Annotated in this window: 20 protein-coding genes; 9 read left to right on the forward strand and 11 right to left on the reverse strand. The window is 64.1% G+C overall.

Translation table 11 applies throughout. The annotated features are described in order from the left end of the window. Positions 1-14 precede the first annotated feature (14 nt). From R3355_RS00505 to R3355_RS00515, 3 genes are read left to right on the forward strand one after another with little or no spacing between them, the layout of a single operon-like run. On the forward strand, positions 15-941 hold the full coding sequence (locus tag R3355_RS00505; RefSeq protein WP_318946673.1) for a LysR family transcriptional regulator: 927 nt from the start codon (positions 15-17) through the stop codon (positions 939-941). A 12-nt stretch (positions 942-953) separates the two neighbouring features. Then, positions 954-1,781: an alpha/beta hydrolase gene (locus R3355_RS00510; RefSeq protein ID WP_318959599.1), complete on the forward strand. Its 828-nt coding sequence runs from the start codon at positions 954-956 to the stop codon at positions 1,779-1,781. Next, the gene (locus tag R3355_RS00515) at positions 1,775-2,329 is read left to right on the forward strand and encodes a peptidylprolyl isomerase (RefSeq protein ID WP_318946675.1); all 555 of its coding nucleotides are present in this window, start codon (positions 1,775-1,777) and stop codon (positions 2,327-2,329) included. The genes R3355_RS00510 and R3355_RS00515 overlap by 7 nt, the downstream gene beginning before the upstream one ends. A 269-nt stretch (positions 2,330-2,598) precedes the next feature. On the opposite strand, the gene R3355_RS00520 is transcribed toward R3355_RS00515, so the two are convergent. Further along, the gene (locus tag R3355_RS00520; RefSeq protein ID WP_318959600.1) at positions 2,599-3,984 is read right to left on the reverse strand and encodes a mannan-binding lectin; all 1,386 of its coding nucleotides are present in this window, start codon (positions 3,982-3,984) and stop codon (positions 2,599-2,601) included. A 961-nt stretch (positions 3,985-4,945) separates the two neighbouring features. Here R3355_RS00520 and R3355_RS00525 point away from each other — a divergent pair. Both R3355_RS00525 and R3355_RS00530 read left to right on the forward strand, forming a co-directional pair. Further along, on the forward strand, positions 4,946-6,778 hold the full coding sequence (locus R3355_RS00525; RefSeq protein WP_318959601.1) for an ABC transporter ATP-binding protein: 1,833 nt from the start codon (positions 4,946-4,948) through the stop codon (positions 6,776-6,778). A 112-nt stretch (positions 6,779-6,890) separates the two neighbouring features. Then, positions 6,891-7,367, forward strand: a complete 477-nt coding sequence (locus R3355_RS00530; protein WP_318959602.1) for an REP-associated tyrosine transposase — start codon at positions 6,891-6,893, stop codon at positions 7,365-7,367. Positions 7,368-7,614: 247 nt separating this feature from the next. Here the strand turns inward: R3355_RS00530 and R3355_RS00535 are convergent, their stop codons facing one another. The 6 genes from R3355_RS00535 to R3355_RS00560 form a co-directional block, all read right to left on the reverse strand. After that, positions 7,615-8,739, reverse strand: a complete 1,125-nt coding sequence (locus tag R3355_RS00535) for a GNAT family N-acetyltransferase (RefSeq protein ID WP_318959603.1) — start codon at positions 8,737-8,739, stop codon at positions 7,615-7,617. A gap of 91 nt (positions 8,740-8,830) precedes the next feature. Then, on the reverse strand, positions 8,831-10,114 hold the full coding sequence (locus R3355_RS00540; protein ID WP_318959604.1) for an OprO/OprP family phosphate-selective porin: 1,284 nt from the start codon (positions 10,112-10,114) through the stop codon (positions 8,831-8,833). 407 nt (positions 10,115-10,521) lie between these two features. Continuing rightward, positions 10,522-10,959: a hypothetical protein gene (locus R3355_RS00545; protein ID WP_318959605.1), complete on the reverse strand. Its 438-nt coding sequence runs from the start codon at positions 10,957-10,959 to the stop codon at positions 10,522-10,524. Between the two features lie 274 nt (positions 10,960-11,233). Continuing rightward, the gene (locus R3355_RS00550) at positions 11,234-11,467 is read right to left on the reverse strand and encodes an anti-sigma factor family protein (protein ID WP_318946682.1); all 234 of its coding nucleotides are present in this window, start codon (positions 11,465-11,467) and stop codon (positions 11,234-11,236) included. Further along, positions 11,461-12,072 carry an RNA polymerase sigma factor gene (locus R3355_RS00555; protein WP_318959606.1) on the reverse strand — a complete coding sequence of 204 codons (612 nt, stop codon included), beginning with the start codon at positions 12,070-12,072 and terminating at the stop codon, positions 11,461-11,463. The genes R3355_RS00550 and R3355_RS00555 overlap by 7 nt, the downstream gene beginning before the upstream one ends. Continuing rightward, on the reverse strand, positions 12,072-13,193 hold the full coding sequence (locus R3355_RS00560) for a beta-ketoacyl-ACP synthase III (RefSeq protein ID WP_318959607.1): 1,122 nt from the start codon (positions 13,191-13,193) through the stop codon (positions 12,072-12,074). The genes R3355_RS00555 and R3355_RS00560 overlap by 1 nt, the downstream gene beginning before the upstream one ends. Before the next feature lie 392 nt (positions 13,194-13,585). Here R3355_RS00560 and R3355_RS00565 point away from each other — a divergent pair, with 392 nt between their 5' ends. From R3355_RS00565 to R3355_RS00575, 3 genes are all read left to right on the forward strand, one after another. Beyond that, positions 13,586-14,197, forward strand: a complete 612-nt coding sequence (locus R3355_RS00565; protein WP_318946685.1) for a LysE family translocator — start codon at positions 13,586-13,588, stop codon at positions 14,195-14,197. Between the two features lie 199 nt (positions 14,198-14,396). After that, positions 14,397-15,110 carry a transporter substrate-binding domain-containing protein gene (locus R3355_RS00570; protein WP_318959608.1) on the forward strand — a complete coding sequence of 238 codons (714 nt, stop codon included), beginning with the start codon at positions 14,397-14,399 and terminating at the stop codon, positions 15,108-15,110. 88 nt (positions 15,111-15,198) lie between these two features. Continuing rightward, complete coding sequence (locus R3355_RS00575) at positions 15,199-16,425, forward strand: MFS transporter (protein WP_318946687.1); 1,227 nt, start codon at positions 15,199-15,201, stop codon at positions 16,423-16,425. Positions 16,426-17,115: 690 nt separating this feature from the next. Here R3355_RS00575 and R3355_RS00580 read toward each other — a convergent pair. Further along, positions 17,116-17,535 (reverse strand): cupin domain-containing protein, encoded by a 420-nt coding sequence (locus tag R3355_RS00580; protein ID WP_318959609.1) that lies wholly within the window; start codon positions 17,533-17,535, stop codon positions 17,116-17,118. A gap of 5 nt (positions 17,536-17,540) precedes the next feature. Beyond that, positions 17,541-17,981 (reverse strand): carboxymuconolactone decarboxylase family protein, encoded by a 441-nt coding sequence (locus R3355_RS00585; protein WP_318959610.1) that lies wholly within the window; start codon positions 17,979-17,981, stop codon positions 17,541-17,543. Positions 17,982-18,099: 118 nt separating this feature from the next. On the opposite strand from R3355_RS00585, the gene R3355_RS00590 reads away from it, so the two are divergent. Then, positions 18,100-19,014: a LysR family transcriptional regulator gene (locus R3355_RS00590; RefSeq protein ID WP_318959611.1), complete on the forward strand. Its 915-nt coding sequence runs from the start codon at positions 18,100-18,102 to the stop codon at positions 19,012-19,014. A gap of 40 nt (positions 19,015-19,054) precedes the next feature. Here R3355_RS00590 and R3355_RS00595 read toward each other — a convergent pair whose 3' ends face one another. Continuing rightward, complete coding sequence (locus tag R3355_RS00595; RefSeq protein WP_318959612.1) at positions 19,055-19,357, reverse strand: cell division protein ZapA; 303 nt, start codon at positions 19,355-19,357, stop codon at positions 19,055-19,057. Next, positions 19,354-19,602 (reverse strand): hypothetical protein, encoded by a 249-nt coding sequence (locus R3355_RS00600; protein WP_318959613.1) that lies wholly within the window; start codon positions 19,600-19,602, stop codon positions 19,354-19,356. Before R3355_RS00600 ends, R3355_RS00595 begins: the two co-directional genes overlap by 4 nt. Positions 19,603-19,634 lie beyond the last annotated feature (32 nt).

The raw sequence follows: 19,634 nt of genomic DNA on the forward strand, positions 1-19,634 counted from the left end.
ATAGGAGAGGATTAATGAAAGCGCCACGCGTGACCCTCGATCAATGGCGTACGTTGCAGGCCGTAGTCGATCAGGGTGGCTTTGCCCAAGCCGCCGAGGTGCTGCACCGTTCGCAATCCTCGGTCAGCTACACCATTGCGCGGATGCAGGAACAGCTCGGCGTGCCGTTGCTGCGCATCGACGGGCGCAAAGCCGTGCTCACCGAGGCTGGCGACGTGCTGTTGCGCCGCTCGCGGCAACTGGTCAAGCAGGCCAGCCAGCTGGAAGACCTGGCCTACAACATGGATCAGGGCTGGGAAGCCGAAGTACGCCTGGTGGTTGACGCCGCCTACCCGACGGCCCGGCTGATCAGGGCGCTGGCCGCCTTCATCCCGCAGAGTCGTGGTTGCCGCGTGCGCCTGCGCGAGGAAGTGCTGTCGGGCGTCGAGGAAGTGCTGCTGGAAGGCACCGCCGACCTGGCCATCAGCAGCCTGTCCATGGTCGGCTATCTGGGCCATGAGCTCAGCGAAGTGGAATTCGTGGCGGTTGCCCACCCCGACCACCAACTGCACAAGATGCAACGCAAGCTGACCTTCGAGGATTTGCAGAACCAGTTGCAGGTGGTGATCCGCGACTCAGGGCGCAGTAAACCGCGCGACGTCGGCTGGCTGGGTGCCGAGCAACGCTGGACGGTCAGCAGCCTGTCGACCGCCGCCAATTTCGTCAGCAGCGGTCTCGGCTTCGCCTGGCTGCCGCGCCACCTGATCGAGCGGGAGTTGAGTGAAGGCATCCTCAAACCCCTGAAGCTGGAACAGGGCGGCAGCAGCCACCCACGCTTTACCCTTTACAGCCACAAGGACAAGACCCTGGGGCCGGCCAGCCAGATTCTCGTAGACCTGATCAAGAACTTCGACGCGGCACCACTCAATGCGCCCTTCGCCGCCCCCCAACCAACCAGCTGACAGGAATCATCCATGTCCTACTACGATAACGACGGTTGCCAGTTGCACTACGAGGAGTACGGCAAGGGCGCGCCGGTGCTGCTGGTACACGGCCTGGGCTCAAGCACCCGCGACTGGGAATATCAGATCCCCGAGCTGGCGGCGCACTACCGGGTGATCGCCATCGACATACGCGGTCACGGCCGCTCGGACAAGCCGCGCGAACGCTACAGCATCGCCGGTTTTGCCGAAGATGTGCGCGCATTGATCGAGCACCTGGGGCTCGACAGGGTGCATCTGGTTGGCATCTCCATGGGCGGCATGATCGGTTTTCAACTGGGCGTCGACCACCCCGAACTGCTAAAGAGTCTGTGCATCGTCAACAGCGGCCCCGAAGTGAAGGCGAAAAGCCCGCGCGACTTCCTGGAAATCGCCAAACGCTGGAGCCTGTCGCGCCTGCTCAGCCTCGATACCATTGCCAAGGCACTGGGCAAGTTGCTGTTCCCCAAGCCCGAGCAAGCCGAGCTGCGGCGCAAGATCGAGGAGCGCTGGCCGCTCAACGACAAGCGCGCCTACCTGGCCAGTCTCGACGCCATCATCGGCTGGGGTGTACGCGAACGCCTGGCGCGCATCACCTGTCCGACCCTGGTGATCGCCGCCGATCGCGACTACACCCCAATCGCGCAGAAAGAGGCCTACGTCAAGGAAATGCCCAATGCGCGCCTGCTGGTGATCGAAGATTCGCGTCACGCCACACCACTGGATCAACCACAACGCTTCAACAGCAGCCTGCTGGCCTTCCTCGCCGAAGTCGAACAGACTGCCCCCACTGCCCTCAACAAGGATCAACAAGCATGCTGAAGACACTCGCCCTCGCCGCCTGTTCCATACTCTTTGCCAGCAGCCTGCTGGCTGCGGAGAACCCGAAAGTGCTGCTGACCACCAGCCTCGGTGAAATCGAAATCGAGCTGAATGCGGAAAAAGCCCCGGTCAGCGTGGAAAACTTCCTCGCCTACGTGGACAGCGGCTATTACGCCGGCACGCAGTTTCACCGGGTGATTCCGGGATTCATGGTGCAAGGCGGCGGCTTCGATGCCGACATGCAACAGAAGCAGACGCAAGCAGCGATCAAGAACGAAGCCGACAACGGTCTGCACAATGTGCGCGGCACCCTGGCCATGGCGCGAACCCAGGTGCGCGACTCCGCCACCAGCCAGTTCTTCATCAACCACAAGGACAACGCCTTCCTCGACCACAGTTCGCGCGACTTCGGTTACGCGGTATTCGGCAAGGTGCTGCGCGGCATGGAGGTGGTCGACAAGATCGCCCAGGTACCGACCAGCAATCGTGGCGGCCACCAGAACGTACCGCGCGAGCCGGTGCTGATTCTCGAAGCCAAGCGTCTGTAATCGCGGACTGGCGCCAACGCGCAATAGTCATTTGCTCGCTGGCGGCCCATGCGTAGGGGCCAGCTTGCTGCGGTCCGGCATTTCGGCGCTGCAGCCAGCCGCCGCCGATGATCGCCAGCAAGCTGGCTCCTGCAGGGGCTCATCCCGAACCAGCGAATGAGTCGAACGACGCCGCTCGCGCGCTCGACCCAATCAACCGCAAGGCTAGCCGAACGTGGATTGGGCTGCGTAGCGCAACCCGGAGTCGACTGCCCTTCCGGACACACCTGTCAGCCGCTACAACACCCGCACACGGACATTTCCCCCGGCACCGTGGTGGTCCAGTTGCCGTTCCAACCGCCCTTGTCCTTGCAGGTCTGTGCACATTTCTCCTGCGCCTCGTTGTTGCTCCAGATCGGCCCGGCCTGCACGTCCGTAGCCTTGCACTGCCCCTGCATGATGTCATCGAAAATATGGCTGAGCCCGGCCGCAGGCAGGGTATTGCTCTCGGCGACCTCGTAGTTGTGGCAGCCGAAACAGTTGGAGACGAACGAGGAATTGAGGTCGACGTTCTGGAAGGTGGTTTCCATCACCGCGTTGGCCAGGCGCATCGAGCCGCGCTGGTTGGCGATGGTCGATGAGGGCTGGCTGATGTCGTTTTCCCAGAGTGCTCCGACATTCATGTAGTTCTGCCACACGGCCATCGGGTTGTCGCTCGGCAGCGCGGCCAGGAAGCCCTGGATCTGGGTATTCAGCCCGTCGATGATGGCGATGTTGCTCGCCCCCTCGTGATCCGCCGGATTACTGCCATCGTGGTTGACCCGACAGATCTCCGTCGGGGTGCCGGTCAGGCTCGAACTCGGCTGGGCGCTATTGAAACTGCAGGTGCCGTTGACATCGGGCAGTTGCGCGGCACAGGTAGCACTGGTGAAGGACCAGCCCGTCGCAGGCGCAGGCACCGGCTCGCTGCATTCCGGCACGTTACTGCGATGCTCGAAGGTGGCCCAGATGAACTCGGGATGCAACGCGGTGGCGATGACCATATGGAAACCGATCATGCCCAGCAGTTCGTTGCCCGGCACACCGTCGATATCGGCCTCCATCCAAAAGTAATCGGGTTTCTCCGCCTCGCCGATGATCCGCCAGGCGGACTTCAGTTCGGTGGTGCCGGCCGGGAAGTTCGGCGCGGCCTGGATCTGCCCGACGTTGCACAGGTTGCGGCTGAAGCGGATGTCATAAAAGACCACGCTGCCATTCTGGTCATAGATGGTGTCGCCGCCGCCCGCCTGGCCGGTGCGCTCAGGCACAACGAAAGGGCCATTCGCCCCTTTGGCTTTCTCGACTCGCACGAACACCGCCTGCAGCGGCGCGTTGGCGGCGCAGGAGTCCACGCCATCCGCTTGTAACAACGGGTAATTGGCGGCGACCTGAAAATTTCGCTGGCTCGGGTCGGCTGCAGCCGGGCTCACCAGATCGAGGAACCATTGCCAGCTGAACTGGTAGAAGTCGCAGAAGTCAGCACTGGCCCCCTCCGGCACCTCGCCCGGCGGGCTGGGGTTGGAAATCCAGCTCGCGCTGGCATTACAGGCAGAGGCGTCGGCATGGGCAGGCTGGGTGACAAGCAGAGGCACCGCCAGCAACAGCGACAAGAGTATCGGCCAAGCTCGGCTGGGCATACGCAGTCCTATCATCTTCACTATCTCCATACAGTGAACACGCCCATCACCCGCTGACCCAGGGCCATATGCCTGGCCTATCCAGGCTCGTGGCCTGTCGGTGGCATGCGGGTGCGATGCAGGTATTGACGCTGAGGGGATGGCGGGCTGAGCTGGCTCCTGCCTGTGGATGCTCCCTGCACAGGGTTCACGCTAGAAGAAACCTCGGACTATGCAAGGCGCAGCACTTAATTTGGCGCCAAACGAGTAGCGGTCAGCACGTGACCGGATCGTTATAGTGCGCAGCGACAACGCGCGAACTCTGTGTCGCGCCGATCATCCATGCTGCACTGCCGGCGGCGAGTAGCCCCTACGGATTGCGGCTTGCTCCAGATCCTAGGGCGGCCCCGACTTGTAGCCTGTGGCACCGGCTCCCCTACCTCAAGCCAGGGAACCGGCCATGCACCCCACGCAGCTTACTGCTGGTAGTCATCCTCGGCAGGCTCTGCCGGCATAGGCTCGCTTGGCATAGGCTCGGCTGGCATGGGCTCCGCCGGCACGGGAGCCTGCTGCTCCATCGGTGGTGGTGGCGTCGGCGTGCTTGGCTGGGCCGGTTCGTCGTCGCACCCCATCAACGTCAGGGCGAAAAATGCGGGTAGCAAAAATGAAATATGTGAAATACGCATGTAAGTTCTCCGTTACAAGTGAGTGGTCGCCCGAACTCGGGCCAGGCGGGCTGAGCCGCCCCCTCACCTTTATGGACAGGTGTCAGGCGCAGGAGTGCCGGAGCGGCCAATAATAGAGGGCTTGCAGGCTCGGCAGCCAAACCTGACCGCCTGGGCCAAAGCCCCTGCCGATGATCGACAGCAAACGTCTGCGCCCCAGGGGAGTCTTCACCCTGCGGCATTACCCGGCAGTCGAGCGCCTGCGGGTTAAGGGATAGAATCGGTACTCCTACTACCACCAAGGCAGGATGCCTGACATGCTGTTTCGCCGCTTCGAAGCCCTGATCGACGTATTCAAAGCCAGCCCGGACGTCGAGCCGCCGGCGGGCATCCTGCCGTTCTATGCCCATTACCTGCGCCAGGTCTGGCCTCTGATGATCGCCTTGCTGGTGATCGGTTTCTTCGCCGCGCTGATCGAGGTGGCGCTGTTCAGCTTCCTCGGCCGCCTGATCGACATGGCCCAGGCCACGCCGAGCGTCGAGTTCTTCAGCCGCTACCAGGGCGAACTGCTGTGGATGCTGCTGGTGGTGCTGCTGATCCGCCCGCTGGTGTTCGGCCTGCACGACCTGCTGGCCAACCAGGCGATCTCGCCGAGCCTGACCAACTTGATCCGCTGGCAGAGCCACCGTTACGTGCTCCAGCAGAGCCTGGGCTTCTTCCAGAACGACTTCGCCGGGCGCATCGCCCAGCGCATCATGCAGACAGGCCCGGCGCTGCGCGACTCGGCCATGCAGGTGGTCGACGCGCTCTGGCATGTGCTGGTCTACGCCGGCAGCGCGCTGTACCTGTTCGCCGCGGCCGACCTGCGCCTGATGCTGCCGCTGAGCCTGTGGCTGACCGGCTACTGCCTGCTGCTGTGGTACTTCGTGCCGCGGATCAAGGACCGCTCGGCCAACGCCTCGGCGGCGCGCTCGAAACTCATGGGCCGGGTGGTCGACGGCTACAGCAACGTCACCACCCTCAAGCTGTTCGCCCACACCCGCGAGGAAGAAAGCTACGCCCGCGAGGCGATGCAGGAACTGCTCGACAAGGTGCGCCTGCAGACCCGTACCGTCACCGCCCTGGACTTCAGCGTGACCTGCCTCAACGGCCTGCTGATCGCCGCCACCGCGGCGCTGGCCCTGTGGCTGTGGAGCCAGGAGCTGATCAGCAGCGGCGCCATCGCCCTGGCCGTCGGCCTGGTGATCCGCATCAACGGCATGGCCGAGTGGATCATGTGGGTGGTCAACGGCATCTTCGAGAACATCGGCACCGTGCAAGACGGCATGCGCACCATCGTCCAGCCGCGCCAGGTGTGCGACCGGCCTGAGGCCAAGCCGCTGCACGTCAGCCGTGGCGCGGTGCACTTCGAGCACATCCACTTCCACTACGGCAAGCCCGGCGGGGTGATCCCCGGCCTCGACCTGCACGTGCGTCCGGGCGAGAAGATCGGCCTGGTCGGCCCGTCCGGTGCCGGCAAGTCGACCCTGGTCAGCCTGCTCCTGCGCCTCTACGACCTGCAGGATGGACGCATCCTGATCGACGGCCAGGACATCGCCGAAGTGACCCAGGAGAGCCTGCGCGCGCAGATCGGCGTGGTCACCCAGGACTGCTCGCTGCTGCACCGTTCGATCCGCGACAACCTGCGCTATGGCAAGCCCGACGCCAGCGATGCAGAGCTGCTGGAGGCGGTACGCAAGGCCCGCGCCGACGCCTTTATCCCGCTGCTTGACGACGGCCAGGGCGGCCGCGGCTTCGACGCCCGGGTCGGCGAGCGCGGGGTCAAGCTCTCCGGCGGCCAGCGCCAGCGCATCGCCATCGCCCGGGTGCTGCTCAAGGACGCGCCGATCCTGGTGCTCGACGAAGCCACCTCGGCACTGGATTCCGAGGTCGAAGCAGCGATCCAGGAAAGCCTGGATACCCTGATGCAGGGCAAGACGGTGATCGCCATCGCCCACCGCCTGTCGACCATCGCGCGCATGGACCGCCTGGTGGTGATCGACCAGGGCCGCATCGTTGAAACCGGCAGCCACCGCCAGTTGATCGAACACGGCGGCCTCTACGCCCGCCTCTGGCAGCACCAGACCGGCGGTTTTGTCGGAGTGGAGTGAAACGCCGATCGCGGCCATGGAACTAGGCGTCCCCACCGCTCCTACAAAAGCAGCACGTGCCGCCACCACGTAGGAGCGGGCCATGCCCGCGAAATTCCCAAGGAGAACGCTTATGGACGAGCATTACAGCCACAAAAAACCGGGCCACGCAGCTTTGCGCAAAGGCCGGGTATCTCTGGGTAATACGGCTTATCTGATCACTGCCACCAGCGAACACCGCGAACCGCTGTTCACCCACTTTCCAGCCGCCTGCTCGGCCGCGCGCTGTTTCGAGGACGCCACCTTGCTCAGGGAGAGCCAGATGCTGGCTTGGGTGCTGATGCCCGATCACGCTCACTGGCTATTGCAGCTTGGCGACAAGGACAGCCTCGGCGAGGTGATAGGCCGACTCAAATCCGCCAGTTCCCGCCATACCAACAGGGCCCTGAATCGAACGGGCCCGCTCTGGTCGAAAGCCTTTCATGATCATGCCTTACGCGAAGAAGACGACCTGCAAGCCATCGCCCGTTACATCGTGGCCAATCCGCTGCGGGCGGGTTTGGTCAAGCGGATTGGGGATTATCCGTTCTGGAATGCCATCTGGCTTTGACAAGCCTCAGCGATGGTTGGTGTATCCAACCTCGCTTCGCGGGCACGGTCCGCTCCTAGGGGTGATGTGTAGCCATGTAGGAGCGAGGGGGACGCCTAGCCCCATGCCCGCGAAAACTTTGATAATACTCCGCGATGGTTAGCGTCTCCGACATCGCTTCGCGGGCATGGCCCGCTCCTACGGGTGATTGCGGTAACCATCATGTAGGAGCGGGGGGGACGCCCAGTTCCATGCCCGCGAAAAAACCTCAGCCCTGCCGATATGGCAACAACCCGCGCGCGTCCTCGGCGTAGCCCTGCACTCCCTGGCGCTCGTCCTGGAGAAAATCTGCCACCGCCGCGCGCAGGCCCGGGTGGCAGAGGTAGTGCCAGGAGCGAGTGATCACCGGCTCGAAGCCGCGGATAAGTTTGTGCTCGCCCTGGGCGCCGGCATCGAAACGCTGCAGGCCCTGGGCGATTGCATAGTCCATGCCCTGGTAGAAACAGGTTTCGAAGTGCAGGCGGTCGAACTCCGCCAGGCAACCCCAATAGCGGCCATACAAACTATCGCCACCGGTCAGACTGAACGCCATGGCCACCGGCCTGCCGCCCTGACGGGCCAAGACCACGCGAATCATCTGCGGCATGCGTTCGGCCAGCAGGCTGAAGAAGGTCCGGCTCAGATAGGGCGACTGGCCGCGTATGTGGTAGGTATTGGCGTAACACAGGTAGACGAAATCCCACTCGGCCTCGCTGAGCTGATGGCCCTCGCGCCAGTCAAACTCGATGCCCTGCCCCGCCACCTGCTCGCGCTCCTTGCGCATCTGCTTGCGCTTGCGCGAGCTGAGGGCATCGAGAAAATCCTGGAAATCCCGGTAGCCGCGGTTGTGCCAGTGGTATTGGCAGCCGAGGCGCTCCAGCCAGCCGTCACGCCCCTGCAGCAGCGCATCATCGGCCGGGCTGGTGAAGTTGATATGCAGGCTGGACAAGCCCTGCCCGGTCAGGCTGGCGCTCAGTTCATCGAGCAATTGCCCGGCGGCGAGCGGATCGCCGAGCAAACGCTGCCCGCTCACCGGCGAGAACGGAATGGCGCCGAGCAGCTTGGGGTAATAGTCGATGCCCGCCCGGTGACAGGCATCGGCCCAGCCGTGGTCGAACACGTACTCGCCGTAGGAATGGCTTTTTAGATAGGCCGGCATGGCCGCCAGCACCCGCCCCTGGCCGTCCTGCAGCACGCGATGCGCCGCCCGCCAGCCGCTGCGACCGCCCACGCTGCCGCTGTCTTCCAGCGCCGAGAGAAAGGCGTGGCACAGAAAAGGCTGCTGATTGATGCGCAAGGCATCCCAGCTCGAGGCATCCAACTCGTTCAACGCAGACAGGGTCGATATAGGCATGGCCGCAGTCTGGCCTGTTGTCCTGACGAAAAAAAGCCCCGCACGAGGCGGGGCTTGAGGGGGAGCAGCGTTGTATGCGTGGTGCGCTTACTTAGAACACGTATTGCAGGCGGCCGACGATGGCTTTGCCGTCGTCCTGCACGTTCTCACCGTCGATCTGCGCGCTGGTGTCGATGTTGTCCACTTCGTAGTCGACGTAGTTCAGGCTCATGCGCACGGCCTTGGTCGGGAAGTAGTTGACGCCGACCACCATGGCCTTGGCTTCGAACTCGTCGCTGACATTGGCCGGCATCACGCCACCGATCATGTCGCCAACCACGGAGGCGGCGTCGCCATCGATGGTGCTGTTTTCATAGCGAGCGAACACCTCCACCGCACCGGCTTCAGTCGGCTTGTCCCACTTGCCTGCGCCGGCCTTGTAGCCGCGCACGCCGTTGAACATGTAACCGACCTGGGCGTAGTAGCCATCGACGTCCACATCGGCGTTGTCGCCGACCAGGGTTTCGCCTTCAACCTTGCGCTGGAAGTACTCAGCCTGGGCACGCAGGCCGCCGAACTGAGCACCAGCTTCCAGCACCCACTCGGTGTCGCTGTCGGCTACGCGGGTATCGGTGAACTCCACACGCTCGTCGCCATCGCTGCGCAGGCCCATGCGGGTGCGAACGCGGGCACGGTCGTCATCCGGGTTGTTGGAGTGGTAGTTGGCGCCCAGGTGAATCACGTCGGTGCCATCCAGGTAGGGCGCGAAGTTGGCGCGCAGGGTGTAGCCGAAGGCCTCGTCGTTGTCGCTCTTGTTGCCGTAGGTGGCAACCTGGGCCATCAGGCCGTAGTTGGACCCGGTGTGCATGACGTTCACGCCGAAGTCGGTATCTTCGTCGCCGTTCAGGAAGTCGTACATGAACGGACGCTCGATACCGGTGATCCAGGACGAGCTGGTGGTGTTTTCCAGGCCGTAGTCGACGCCGTACTTACCGATGGTCACATCGACGAAATCCAGGCCGCCGTAAGTGATGAAGGCGCGGTCGAAGTCGGTGCCGTCGTCGGCGTTGTGGCTCAGGCGGAAACCGTAGCCCCAGTTCTTGTAGGCAGTACCTTCGATGGAGATTTCACCGCGGCGGATGAAGCTGTTGAAGGTGTCGTCGAACGGCGTGTCTTCGTTGGCGGCGCGCAGACCGTCGAAGTTGGTCGCGTCCCACTGCAACTTGCCGCCCAGCTTGAAGCTGAACTCTTTGTCGACCGTGGAGACTTCCAGGCCGCTCTTGGTGTTGATCACGATATCGGCGCCGTCGGTGCTAACGGTACCGGCGAAAGCCTGGGCGGAAACGGCCAGAGCCAGGGCGCTGGCTGCGAAACCGGCGAAGTGCTTACGGATCATCGAAGATTCCCCTAATGGACTTTAAAGTGCTGAAAACACCCGAGCGATCGCGCTCGTTTGTGCTGGGGGAATCTTGGCGGCGGGTTATTTCAGCCCAGTTGCTGATATATAAAGTTTTGATGACAACGGAACTTTTTTACTTCGAATATCTATAAGCAGTAATGGGTTTCCCCGCGCATCGAGGGTGCGTCGCTGCGGAGCGGGTTGCTTGTGTGGGAGGGCCCGGCTCGGAGCGCAGCGACAGCACGGCAGCTTGGCGCCGCGCCGCGCCGATCAACAATTGGTGCACTGCCTGCGGCGAGCGACACCCTACAGATCGCGGTCTGCTTCAGATCAGATGATCCCTCGGGTAGTAGGGTTGCCCGGGCGACCGCGCTAGGCGAGAGTCGTTGCATAGCCGCTCGGCCCTAGGGCTTGGCGCCCCGCGCAGCGATCTGGCCGTACCAGATTTCCAGCACTTCGCTGCGCTCGCCGGACGCCACCAGCAGCAGCTCACGCCGTGCCCGCGCCCGCTCGATGCCATGGCGCACCAGATAACCGAGCAGATCGTCGAACAGCCGACGTCGGCTGTGCCCGGCCGTCGAATCGTCGCGCCGCGACACGCAGTTCACCAGCAGGGTGGAACCGCACACACAGTTGCGAAAGACCTCGACCAACGGCCCGTCATCCTCGTCGTAGACCGCCTTCAGACCAGTGATCTCGGGGCGGATCGCCTGGGTCTGCTGGAAGAAATCGGCGGCGTTTTCGAACACCCGGCCGCAGTTGCAGCAGCGCTTGGGAAAGTTGTCCTGTCCGAGCGCCTTGAGACCGGCGAACCAGGCGTCATGACTGGTGATCGATGGCATCACGTCCTCCCGAGTCGAGGTATTGATGGGTCCGCTAAGCATAGGCGCAGGCACCCGCCGTGCCGGACGCTGCAACAACTCGATGGCAGGTCAGGGAAAGCGGCGAGCGCCCGGGCGACTCCGGCAGAGGTTGTGAAAATATCGAACACCATAGTGAGACAGTCTCCAGGTGTTTGCGGCAAGGCGTGCCACGTGAAAAGCGGGAAATTTTAGTGAACTAAATGACGCCGGCTTTCACATAGCGCAATGCCGCAACGGCGTTTTTCACAGTCGCTCAACGCTGCAGGCGACGCTGCTCGGCCAGTTTGGCGGCGAGGGCGTCAAGTTCGGCGATCTGCCCGTGTGGCAGCCTGTGCAGCACGGCCTTGGTCAGGCGCATCTGCTTGATGAAACGCCGACAACGGAAACACATGGCCAGATGGGCACGCACGGCCAAGCGCTGACGCAAGCTCAGCTGGCCATCCAACCAGTCACTGGAATGTGCCACCAACTCCTTACAGCTCAGCATTGCCCGGTCTCCTCGAAATGCTCCAGGGTGGCGAACACCTTCAGGCGCGCCCTGTGCAACAACACCCGGACATTGGAGAGCGAGACCTGCAAAAGATTACAGATCTCGTCCAACTCCAGGCCCTCGCGCTCACGCAACTGCAGCACGCTGCCTTGCAACTCGGACAGGCTGCCCAGGGTTTTCTCCAGGCACTCGCGCAACTCGGCTTCGGTCAGCAGGGCTTCCGGGGTGTCCTGATGCCAGGCGTGAGGCGCCAGCAGCCAGTGGCCATCCTCGGCAAAACGCTCGTCGCCGATGGTTCCGTGCGGCCCCGGCAGGTCGTCCAGCAACACCTCGCGGCGGTTGTGCTTGAGTCGGGTCTTGGCGGTGTTGGCGGTGATGGTCAGCAACCAGGTCTTGAGACTGGAACGCCCCTGAAACCCCTCCAGGTTGCGCACCACCGCCAGCCAGGTGTCCTGCACCACTTCGTCGGCATTGCGGCTGCCGACAATGGCGAAAGCCACCGCACGCATCGCCCCCTGATAGGTGGCGACCAGTTCGCGGAAGGCCTTCTCCTCGCCGGCCAGCAGGCGGGCGAGCAGTGCGCGATCAGATGGGTAGTCCATCAACGCTTACGCAGAATCACGCTGCCGATCGAGTAACCGGCGCCGAAGGAGCTGAGCACGCCCAGCGCGCCACTCGGCAGGTCGTCCTGGTGCTTGTGCAGGGCGATCACCGAACCGGCCGAACTGGTGTTGGCGTAGCTGTCGAGGATCACCGGCGCCTCGCCCGGCTCGGCATCGCGGCCGAGCAGCTTGCGCGCGATCAGCAGGTTCATGTTGAGGTTGGCCTGGTGCAGCCAGAAGCGTTTGACGTCGCTGACGTTGAGCTGGTTCTCCGCCAGGTGCCCGGCGATCAGCTCGGCGACCATCGGGCAGACTTCCTTGAACACCTTGCGGCCTTCCTGGACGAACAGTTTGTCCGGCGCGCCTATACCCTCTTCCGCCGCGCGGTTGAGGAAGCCGAAGTTGTTGCGGATGTTGTTGCTGAACTGGGTGATCAGCTTGCTGCTGACGATGTCGAACTGCTGCGCGGAAGTCGCCAGGTCGGCGCGCTCGACGATCACCGCGGTGCAGGCATCGCCGAAGATGAAGTGGCTGTCGCGGTCGCGAAAGTTCAGGTGGCCGGTGCAGATCTCCGGGTTGACCATCAGGATCGCCCGCGCCTGGCCGAGCTGTACGGCGTTGGTCGCCGCCTGTAGACCGAAGGTGGCCGAGGAACAGGCCACGTTCATGTCGTAACCGAAGCCCTGGATGCCCAGTGCTGCCTGCACCTCGATGGCCACTGCCGGGTAGGCGCGCTGCAGATTCGAGCAGGCGACTATCACCCCATCGATATCCGCTGCGGTCTTGCCCGCACGGGCCAGCGCCTCCTGGGCGGCGGCGACGGCCATCTCGCAGAGAATGCCCCACTGCTCGTTGGAGCGTTCGGGGATGCGCGGCACCATGCGCTGCGGATCGAGGATGCCGTCCTTGTCGATTACGAAGCGGCTCTTGATCCCCGATGCCCGCTCGATAAAGGCGCTACTCGACTCGATCAGCGCCTCGACTTCGCCACGGCCGATAGCCGCGGCGTTGGCGGCATTGAACTGCTGCACATAAGCATTGAAGGATTCCACCAGCTCGTCGTTGGAAATACTGTTGGCTGGGGTATACAGGCCGGTACCACTGATCACGGCTTTGTGCACGGTCAATCCTCTCGTTCTCTCGCCGCACGGGGCGGCCAATTATCCAGGCAGCCGCTGGCGGGCGGCCATCGGCATGAAATCTGGGAGCCGGCGGGGTGCTCGCGCCTGGCAAAGGCACACCCCATTCCAAGCCGCAGAGTGTGCCACAGCCAAAACAGTTTCGCCCGCACCTCAAACAAGCGCTTGACTGGCGGCCTGTCGGTTATCGGCGCAGCTGCCCGGGCAAGGGTAGCCTGCCGGCCCAGCAGACGATAATCCAGACCCCGCTCGCCGCCACAACCGGCAGACACAGCTTGACCGGCACACCCGACAGGGAAAAGATGGGGGCCTGGCCCTGCCCTCGCGCACCCCATAGCGGCCATAGCACAACCACCTGCGACGGATACCCCAGCATGGCCCTGCACACCTGGCTGCTCTACCTGACCGCCGTTATCGGCCTGGCGCTGACGCCAGGACCCAACGGCCTGCTGGCCCTGACCCACGGCGCGCTTTATGGGCATCGCCGCACGCAGTGGACGATAGCGGGGGGCGTCTGCGGTTTTGCCGTACTGATGGCCCTGTCGATGTTCGGCATCGGCGCCCTGCTGAAAGCCTCGACCGACGCCCTGATCCTGCTCAAATGGCTCGGTGGTGCCTACCTGATCTGGCTCGGCATCCAGCTCTGGCGAGCCCCGGCGCTGCACCTGGCGGCAGTCGCCCCGGCCGCCGCAAAACCCGGCCCGGTATTGTTCCGCCAAGGCCTGCTTTCTGCCCTGTCCAACCCCAAGGTGATCCTGTTCTTCGGTGCCTTCCTGCCCCAGTTCCTCGATCCGCAGCGCAGCCTCTGGCTGCAATTCGCCGTGATGGCGCTGACCTTTGCCCTGGTCGAGGGCGTCGTCGAATACCTGCTGGCCCGCGCCGCCCACCGCATCCGTCCCTGGCTGGAGCGCAGCGGCAAAGGCTTCAATCGCTGCTGTGGCGGACTTTTTGCACTGATGGGGGCAGCCTTGCCGATGACCCGCTAGAAGGCCTGCGCAGGGTGCGCCCTGCGCACCACTGACAACCGGGTGCCTGGTGCGCACGGCCTAGGCGGCCCCGCACACCCTACGAGCCGGAGTCAGCGAAACAATGAACTAGCAGACCGTTTCATCCCACCACCGCCAGGCAGGCCACAAGTCGCCTGGCGCAACCCGAATGCCCCGCCCTGGTACCTTGATGCGCTGTATGTCGCTTGCCCTGATCCTGTTGAGCCTCGGCACCACCGCCGAAGAACGGCCGTTGCGCTTTTCCGTCAGCGAAAGCTGGGCCATGCCGATGATCCACATCGAAAACGGCCAGGCCACCGCCGGCGTCCTCTATGACCTGCAACAACGGCTAGCGGAGAAAGTCGGGCGCCGTGCCGAAATGCTGGTACGCCCGCGCCTGCGCATTCAACAGATGCTGGTGCGCGGTGAAATCGACGTGCGCTGCTACATCAACCCGGCCTGGCTGCGCGAGTCGCACCATCAATACATCTGGAGCGTGCCGTTCATGGTCCAGCGCGACCTGCTGGTCGGCCGCAGCCAGCAGCAGGTGCAACTGAGCCGGATGCAGGGCGAGACGATCGGCACCGTGCTGGGTTTCGCCTACCCCAGACTCGACCCCTTGTTCGCCAACGGCCAACTGCAGCGCGACGACGCCCGTACCCAGGAACTGGCGCTGGCCAAGCTCGAGGCCAAGCGCTACGACTACGCCATCAGCAACGAACTGACGCTGCAGTGGTTCAACCGCCAGTTGCCGGCCGGGGATAAACTTCAGCCGCTGCAGGAAGTTGCCGCCGACCTGGTCGCCTGTATCGTGCGCGACGAACCGGACGTGCCGACCATGCCGTTGCTGCGCGCCCTGGTGCAGATGAGGCAGGCGGGCGAGTTCGAGCAGATCCTCGCGCGCTACCGCTGACCCGCCGAAGCTTTAATCCTCGAACCATTGCAGCGAACTGGCTGGGTCACTGAGCCGGAAAGCACCCGACACTGCCTGAGAGAACAGCATGACCGAACACACCACGACCGCCCCGCCACGCCTGTCTGCCCGCGCGATCCTGCTGATCGAGCTGGCCCTGGCGCTGGGCGGTTTCGCCATCGGCACCGGCGAGTTCGCGATCATGGGCCTGATGCCCAACGTCGCCCAGGACCTGGGCATCAGCGAGCCGCAGGTCGGCAACGTGATCAGCACCTATGCCCTTGGCGTGGTGGTTGGCGCGCCGCTGCTGGCGATCCTCGGTTCGCACCTGTATCGCCGCCACCTGTTATTGCTGCTGATGGCAGTGTTCGCCGCCGGCAACTTCGCCAGCGCCCTGGCTGCCGATTACCAGACCCTGATGCTGTATCGCTTCTTCGCCGGACTGCCGCACGGGGCCTACTTTGGCGTGGCAATGCTGGTGGCGGCGTCCATGGCACCGCCGCACAAACGCGCCAAGGCGGTCAGCCGAGTGCTGATGGGCCTGACCGTAGCCATCCTGATCGGCAACCCGGTCGCCACCTGGCTCGGTCAATGGCTGAGCTGGCGCTACGCCTTCGTCATGGTCGGGGTCATCGCCCTGCTCACCGTAGCGATGCTGGCGATCTTCCTGCCGCTGGATAAACAGCAGCCGCGCAACTACCCGATGCGCGAACTGCGTGCGTTCAACCGCGCGCCCGTGTGGCTGGCACTGGCCATCAGCTCGATCGGCTTCGCCGGCATGTTCTGCGTGTTCAGCTACATGGCGCCGACGCTGATGGACGTAACCAGGGTGCCGCAAAGCTGGATACCCTTCGCCCTCGCGGCGTTCGGCCTGGGCGGCATCCTCGGCAATATGTTCGGCGGCTGGCTGTTCGACAAACTGCGTTTCAAGGCAGTCGCCTGGCTGCTGCTGTGGAGCGCCTGCGTGCTACTGATCTTCCCGCTGGCGGCCCAGTCGGTCTGGAGCATGTTCCCGGCGGTATTCGCCGTCGGCACCATGGTCGCCTTGTCGCCCGCCCTGCAGACCCACCTGATGGACGTCGCCCAGGATGCGCAAACCCTGGCCGCCGCCTCCAACCATGCCGCCTTCAACATCGCCAACGCGCTCGGTCCCTGGCTCGGTGGCCTGGCGATCAGTGCCGGCTTCGGCTGGACATCAACCGGCTACATCGGTGCCGCCACTGCCGTTGCCGGACTGCTGGTGTTCTTCTGGGCCTGGCAAACCCAGGAGCCGACCAGAGAAACCGTCCCGACTGGGAAAACCGCAAACAGCTAGGGCCCACGTCCTGCGTACCTCCGTGGACCGAATGCAATCCGGCCCTCCGCTTTCGCTCTCGCTGGGTTGGACCCGCCGGGCTTTTGTAGCCTGGATGAAATCCGGGGGATTTGGTGAAATGGCCGAAGATCGCTCCAGTATTGCCTCCGGGCTACGGTTCTCGGGCATTTAGTAGGAGTTCGTTCGCCGTCTGCGACGCCGCGCTGTCGCGCAGAAAACTTGGGGCAATTGTGCCTACCAGCTTGTAGGTACCTGTAGGAACGGGCCATGCCCGCGATGTGTTTCGCGGGCATGGAACTAGGCGTCCCCACGCACCTACAGGTCTTTGTGCAGATTAAATTTATACATATAAAACAATGAGTTATTTTCTGTTTGATAAGAGATCCCCGTCGTCCAGACGCCTCGCTGTCGCGCAGCAAACTTGGGGCAATTGCGTCTATCGGCTTGTAGGTACCCGTAGGAGCGGGCCATGCCCGCGATGCGCTTCGCGGGCATGGAACTAGGCGTCCCCCGCTCCTACGTCAGCAAGGCTTACGAGGCGCGGCGGCAACGCCTGGATAACAACCTGACTTACGATGGTCTCGACCCTCATGGCATGTCTCCCACGTAGCCCTTAACAGACGTGATGTAACGGTGCCTGGCTGGTCTGCCCCGAGCAGGCGGCTACCCGGGGCACCTGCTTGCAGGCCTCTACGGCGACCCCGCGGCCGACGGCTGCACCAGCGGCGCCTGGCCGTCCGACAGCAGCCAGGCCACCAGCGTAGCCGGTGCAGTCTGGCTGGCGTTGCGGATGATGCGGTGCAGCTGGCCGGGTGCCTCGTACCAGGTGTCGCCGGCGGTGAAGCGCTGCACCACGCCGCCGTCCAGCGCGGACTCGACTGCCCCCTCGACCACCACCACGAATACCGGGCCGGGATGACTGTGCGGCCGCGACGTGGCGCCGGGGGCGAAGTCGACACGCAACGCCGTGGCCTGCGCAGCCGGCGTGGCGGGCAAGTGCACCTCGGCCAGCGGCCTGACGTCCTCCTCGCCGGCGCCGCCATGAGCCAGCGCGGCGCCGCTGGCGAGCAGGAGCAGCGCGGCGCTGATCCACCCAACTGACGTGGTCATGACCGTCACTCCGGCTGCAGGGCGAAACCGACGCCCAGGCGGTTCCACGCGTTGATGGTGGCGATGGCAAAGGTCAGTTCGGCCAGTTCGCGCTCGCTAAAGTGCTCGGCGACCTCTTTATAGAGCTCGTCAGGCGCATGCCGCTCGGCCACCAGGGTCAGGGTCTCGGTCCAGGCCAGGGCGGCGCGCTCGCGGGCGCTGAAGAACGGCGTCTCCTCCCAGGTCGGCAAGGCGAAGATGCGCCGCGTGGTCTCGCCGGCCTTGAGCGCCTCTGCGCTGTGCAGGTCGACGCAATAGGCGCAGCCGTTCAACTGCGAGGCGCGAATCTTCACCAGGTCGTGCAGTGAGTGCTCGAGCAGCGTCTCGCCGAGGGCCTGCTCCAGGCCGAGCATGGCCTTGAAGGTGTGCGGGGCGACCGCGCGATAGTAAATGCGTTGGGTATTCATGGTGGTTCTCCGCTGGATTGCCGCGACTGAGGCCGGGGCGTTGGAGCCACTGTATTGCTCAGAGTTTTCCGGATAAATTGGCAAAACCAGGAAACATTGAACGGGAACCCGGACAATCATGGCCTTCGACCGACTCGATGCGATGCGCGCCTTCTGCCGCATCGTCGAACTGGGCAGCTTCACCCGCGCCGCCGACGCCCTGGCGATGCCGAAGACCACGGTCTCCGGCCAGCTGCAGGCGCTGGAAAACCAACTGGGGGTGAAGCTGCTGCACCGCACCACCCGCCGGGTGGCGCCGACCACCGACGGCGCCGCCTACTACGAGCGTGCGCGCAGCCTGCTCGACGAGCTCGACGAACTGGAAGCCAGCATGTCGCGCAGTCGCAGCGTGGCGCGCGGACGGGTACGGGTGGAGATGCCCTCGCCGGTCGGCCGCTTCCTGCTGATTCCCGCCCTGCCCGGCTTCGTCGCCCGCCACCCGGAGATCGAGCTGGACATCGGCTGCAGCGAGCGGGTGGTCGACCTGGTGCAGGAAGGGGTCGACTGCGCCATCCGTGGCGGCCCGATCAGCACGCCCGACCTGGTCTGCCGGCCCATCGGCCAGATGCGTTTCAGCCTCTGCGCCGCGCCCGCCTACCTGGACGCCGCGCCGCCGCTGAAATCGCCCGCCGACCTGGCCCGGCACCGCTTCCTGGCCTTCGTCTTCCCCGCCAGCGGCCGGCAGTACCGCGTCGTCCTGCAGCGGGGCGAGGATACCTTCGCCATCGAACAGGCGCCGGCAATGCGCTTCAACAGCGGCGGCGCCTATATCGCCGCCGCCGAAGCCGGGCTCGGCCTGGTGGCGGTGCCGCTGGCCGAGGCCCAGGCGCAACTGACCGCCGGCACCCTGCGCGAAGTCCTGCCCGGTTGGACCCCGGCAAGCATGCCAATGAGCCTGGTCTACCCCTACTCACGCCACCTTTCGGCGCGTGTGCGCGCCTTCGCCGACTGGGCGACGACGGTCATGGGCGAACATCCACTGTGGCGGCTGTGACCGCGGCGGCCCGAGTCAGCGCCGGCCGACTCGCACCGGCTCACCCCTCGCGGATCAAACCGGCGATATCCGCGACTCTGGCGCTGACCGCGTCCTCGATACGCACGATGTCCTGCTGATGGCGCTGCTCCAGCTCGACCTGCTGGGCACACAGCTTCAGCGCCGTAAGCACCAGCAGGCGCTCGCCGATCAGGGTCGACGATTGGGCCTTGGTCTCCGCCAGCAGGCGCTTGAGCAGCAGCACAGACGCGCTCAGTTCCGCTTCTTTGCCGACAGGCACCTTGATGCTGTAGTCGCTGCCCAGGATTGAAATGACCTTGATCGCTGCACCGTCACCACTCATACGTTAGCCGGGCTCGCCTTGACAGTGCTGCTGCCGGTAGCCAGTTCGACCAGGGCCTGGATCCGCGTGACAGTGGCGCTGTGCAGCTCTTCCTGCTCGATCGCACTCAACTGCAGGGTCTCGTTTTCATCCTTGATCTGCGCCAGCTCGTTGCTCAATTGCGCGTTTGCGCTCTGCAGCGCCTTGTTCGCCTGCACAAGGTCACTGACCAGCTGTTCCAACTGACTTAGGCTATTTTCCAACATATTGATTACTCAAGCTTTTTGGCGGGCCGCCA

This window comes from Pseudomonas sp. (assembly GCF_033723075.1).
Lineage (GTDB): Bacteria > Pseudomonadota > Gammaproteobacteria > Pseudomonadales > Pseudomonadaceae > Aquipseudomonas.

Excerpts from the sequence above, each read along its gene's own strand:
- R3355_RS00525 (WP_318959601.1), top strand. The coding sequence starts at position 4,946 with ATGCTGTTTCGCCGCTTCGAAGCCCTGATCGACGTATTCAAAGCCAGC.
- R3355_RS00570 (WP_318959608.1), top strand. The coding sequence starts at position 14,397 with ATGTCGCTTGCCCTGATCCTGTTGAGCCTCGGCACCACCGCCGAAGAA.
- R3355_RS00510 (WP_318959599.1), top strand. The coding sequence starts at position 954 with ATGTCCTACTACGATAACGACGGTTGCCAGTTGCACTACGAGGAGTAC.
- R3355_RS00515 (WP_318946675.1), top strand. The coding sequence starts at position 1,775 with ATGCTGAAGACACTCGCCCTCGCCGCCTGTTCCATACTCTTTGCCAGC.
- R3355_RS00520 (WP_318959600.1), bottom strand. The coding sequence starts at position 3,984 with ATGCCCAGCCGAGCTTGGCCGATACTCTTGTCGCTGTTGCTGGCGGTG.
- R3355_RS00540 (WP_318959604.1), bottom strand. The coding sequence starts at position 10,114 with ATGATCCGTAAGCACTTCGCCGGTTTCGCAGCCAGCGCCCTGGCTCTG.
- R3355_RS00530 (WP_318959602.1), top strand. The coding sequence starts at position 6,891 with ATGGACGAGCATTACAGCCACAAAAAACCGGGCCACGCAGCTTTGCGC.
- R3355_RS00580 (WP_318959609.1), bottom strand. The coding sequence starts at position 17,535 with ATGACCACGTCAGTTGGGTGGATCAGCGCCGCGCTGCTCCTGCTCGCC.
- R3355_RS00590 (WP_318959611.1), top strand. The coding sequence starts at position 18,100 with ATGGCCTTCGACCGACTCGATGCGATGCGCGCCTTCTGCCGCATCGTC.
- R3355_RS00550 (WP_318946682.1), bottom strand. The coding sequence starts at position 11,467 with ATGCTGAGCTGTAAGGAGTTGGTGGCACATTCCAGTGACTGGTTGGAT.
- R3355_RS00545 (WP_318959605.1), bottom strand. The coding sequence starts at position 10,959 with ATGCCATCGATCACCAGTCATGACGCCTGGTTCGCCGGTCTCAAGGCG.
- R3355_RS00565 (WP_318946685.1), top strand. The coding sequence starts at position 13,586 with ATGGCCCTGCACACCTGGCTGCTCTACCTGACCGCCGTTATCGGCCTG.
- R3355_RS00575 (WP_318946687.1), top strand. The coding sequence starts at position 15,199 with ATGACCGAACACACCACGACCGCCCCGCCACGCCTGTCTGCCCGCGCG.
- R3355_RS00535 (WP_318959603.1), bottom strand. The coding sequence starts at position 8,739 with ATGCCTATATCGACCCTGTCTGCGTTGAACGAGTTGGATGCCTCGAGC.
- R3355_RS00555 (WP_318959606.1), bottom strand. The coding sequence starts at position 12,072 with ATGGACTACCCATCTGATCGCGCACTGCTCGCCCGCCTGCTGGCCGGC.
- R3355_RS00600 (WP_318959613.1), bottom strand. The coding sequence starts at position 19,602 with ATGTTGGAAAATAGCCTAAGTCAGTTGGAACAGCTGGTCAGTGACCTT.
- R3355_RS00585 (WP_318959610.1), bottom strand. The coding sequence starts at position 17,981 with ATGAATACCCAACGCATTTACTATCGCGCGGTCGCCCCGCACACCTTC.
- R3355_RS00595 (WP_318959612.1), bottom strand. The coding sequence starts at position 19,357 with ATGAGTGGTGACGGTGCAGCGATCAAGGTCATTTCAATCCTGGGCAGC.
- R3355_RS00505 (WP_318946673.1), top strand. The coding sequence starts at position 15 with ATGAAAGCGCCACGCGTGACCCTCGATCAATGGCGTACGTTGCAGGCC.